The organism is Brasilonema octagenarum UFV-OR1 (assembly GCF_963888615.1).
GTDB classification, from domain to species: domain Bacteria; phylum Cyanobacteriota; class Cyanobacteriia; order Cyanobacteriales; family Nostocaceae; genus Brasilonema; species Brasilonema sennae.
On sequence record NZ_CAWPKW010000358.1, the window covers coordinates 1 to 3,282 of the forward strand.

At 44.2% G+C, this 3,282-nt stretch carries 2 protein-coding genes; one reads left to right on the plus strand and one right to left on the minus strand.

Features of this window, described 5'->3' with window-relative positions:
* The first annotated feature begins 133 nt into the window (after window positions 1-133).
* Entirely contained in the window at window positions 134-1,840 is a 1,707-nt protein-coding gene (locus AC5590_RS32200; RefSeq protein ID WP_246162721.1) for an IS66 family transposase, read from the plus strand.
* Between the two features lie 105 nt (window positions 1,841-1,945).
* Here the strand turns inward: AC5590_RS32200 and AC5590_RS32205 are convergent.
* Window positions 1,946-3,282, minus strand: a 1,337-nt coding sequence (locus AC5590_RS32205; RefSeq protein WP_169267312.1) for a WD40 repeat domain-containing serine/threonine-protein kinase, incomplete at its 5' end; no start/stop codon positions are given.

The window sequence follows — 3,282 nt, forward strand, 5'->3', positions numbered from 1 at the left end:
ATTGTATACTAGCTTTTGGGCGTAGGTAAGCATTGTTCTTGCTATAAAAAATTCGTATCGGCTCAATAAATCGGGGTAGCACAGAAAAATAAAAAGGTGAGCGAGGTACACGCAGCGTCATAAAATATGACACATGACGCAAAAACAATCGTTTAACAAGTCGAGAGAGGAGTTACTGCAAACCATTGAGCCGAAAGGGATTGCAGACGAATCAATGCGTCGTACCGTAGAGATCTTGCTGAACGTAATAGAACAATTACAATCAGAAGTTAAAGAGTTACAGCAAGAAAATCAACACTTGCGCTCTGAAAACAACCGTCTGAAGGGAGAACAGGGAAAGCCAGATATAAAAGCTAAGAACAACAAAGGCTTAAAAGGCAACCATTCATCTGAAAAAGAGCGACAAATTCCAAAAAAGCACATTAAAGGCAGTAAAAACGCTCAGATAAAAATAGACCGAGAAGAAATATTAGAATATCCCCAAGAAAAACTACCAGCAGATGCACAATTCAAGGGTTACGAAGAAGTAATCGTTCAAGATATCACGTTCGCAACCGACAACGTATTATTCCGCAAACAGAAATACTACTCGCCATCACAGGGAAAAACTTATTTGGCAGAACTACCCGGTGGTTACGAAGGAGAATTCGGTTCAGGAATAAAAGCTTTAGTGATTAGTTTGTACTATGGGGGTAACATCACCCAAGGCAAACTGTTAGAGTTTTTAGACGACATTGGCATTTTCATTTCAGCAGGTCATTTATCTAACCTGTTGATCAAAAACCACTCTGATTTTGAAAGCGAGAAAACTGAAATCTACGAATCAGGACTAGCTAGCAGTCCCTGGCAACATTTTGACCAAACAGGTGCCCGCGTTGGTGGAGTCAACTACACTACCAATGTAGTGTGCAATCCTTTGTATACGGTCTACTTTACAACTCCCAACAAAGACCGATTGAGCGTACTTCAAGGATTGCAAAACGGACGAGAACTTGAGTTTATTCTTAACCCACTCACCTTCTCACTGCTGGAGATCTTCCAACTACCAACTAAATGGAAGAATTCTCTAAAACTCTTGCCCCAAGAAACTGTATTGAATTCAACAGAGTTTAATGCCCTACTTAATACATATGTACCCAAATTAGGCTCTCAACAACGTACCCGTGTTTTAGAAGCAGCAGCGATCGCTTTTTATCATCAGCAAACCGACTGGCCAGTTGTGCATACTCTCGTATGTGATGATGCTCCTCAGTTCAAGTTACTGACTGATGATTTGGCTTTGTGCTGGGTACACGAAGGACGACACTACAAGAAGTTAAGTCCGGTGGTCACTTGTCATCAAAAAGCTCTTGATGACTTTTTGGATGATTTCTGGGATTACTACGCAGACTTACTAGCTTACAGAGATTCTCCTAGTGAGCAAACAGCAGAAAAACTACGGTATGAATTTTGGGAACTTTTCAACACCGATAGTGGTTATCAGCAGTTGGATGAACGAAAACGATTAACTGCTGCAAAAATATCGGAGTTGCTTCTAGTTTTAGAGCATCCGGAATTGCCATTGCACAATAATCCTGCGGAGTTAGCCGCAAGGACAATGGTACAGCGACGCAATATTAGTTATGCAACTCAGACTACTGAGGGTACCAAAGCTTGGGATACTTTTATGTCTCTGGTTGCCACTACTCGTAAGTTAGGAATCAGTTTTTTTGAGTATGTGCGCGATACGCGCAGCGTCAAGCCTCCGGCTTATCGCATTTCTCAAATTGAATTCATTCCATCCTTGGCTCAAATTATTCGTGAGAAATCTTCTGTTCATCCCTTGGGTTGGTCGTGGTAGTTTGAATCACTGTCTACCCCGAATTATTGAGCCGATACGTAATAATTATATTTTTTTAATTAGGCAACGAAGTGCAGCAACCTCAAATCTAAAATCCTCAAATCCCTACGGCATTCGCCAAATTTTGATAGTCTTGTCGGCACTCCCACTCACCAAAGTCTTGCCATCCGGGCTGATGGCGACGGAAGTAACCACGTTGGTATGCCCGGTGAGGGTAGATTGCAACTCTGGTGTTTGCAGATTCCAAATCTTGATAGTCGAGTCGGTACTCCCACTCACCAAAGTCTTGCCATCCGGGCTGATGGCGACGGAATAAACCGAGTAGGTATGCCCAGTCAGAGTAGATTGCAACTCTGGTGTTTGCAGATTCCAAATCTTGATAGTGCTGTCGAAACTCCCACTCACCAAAGTCTTGCCATCCGGGCTGATGGCGACGGAAACAACCCAGTAGGTATGCCCAGTCAGGGTAGATTTCAATTCACCCGTTTGCAGATTCCAAATCTTGATAGTGTTGTCCCAACTCCCACTCACCAAAGTCTTGCCATCCGGGCTGATGGCGACGGAATTAACCGAGTCGGTATGCCCAGTCAGGGTAGATTTCAACTCTCCGGTTTGCAGATTCCAAATCTTGATAGTCTTGTCAATACTCGCACTCACCAAAGTCTTGCCATCCGGGCTGATGGCGACGGACCAAACCCAGTCGGTATGCCCAGTCAGGGTAGATTTCAGAAAGAAACTACTTGGTGGGCTGGTAATGAGAAATATCGGATTAACCGGAAATACTTCATATCGAAAATACCCATAGATTTCAGTTCCTACCAACCCCAGCAACAGGATGGCACCACCCAACAGCAATGAGCTTTTGAACTTGCCTTTCTGCTTGGCTGAAGTTGCAGGCAGTGCTGGTAACGGTTGAGGTGACTGTACTGTCAGAGGTACGGAAGGCGGAGGTGGTGACGGTTGAGGCGGCTGTACTGTCGGAGGTACAGCAGGCGGTGGTGGCGGTGGATTCAAATCTTGTAAAACTTCCCCTGCTGACTGATAACGCTGCTGGTAGTCTTCTTCCAGCAACTTATCTAGGATACGCCCGAATTGCTGACTCACGCTTTGCTGCAAATGCTGTCGCCAAGAGGACACCCACCCATAACCTTGTTTATTAAACAGTTCCCTAGGCTGAATACCACTGAGCAGATGAAAGCAAGTTGCACCCAAACTGAATAAATCACTTGCTGGGTAAGCTTCGCCACCCTGCATTTGTTCCAATGGTGCATAACCAAAAGTGCCAATGGTTGTTCCTTGTCCAGACATGACTGTTTGTGTCAGTTGCTTGGAAGCACCAAAATCTATCAACACCAATTTGCCATCACTGCTGCGACGAATAATATTCCCTGGCTTGATATCGCGGTGAATAACTTTGTGCTGATGAACAATCTTTAGTATGT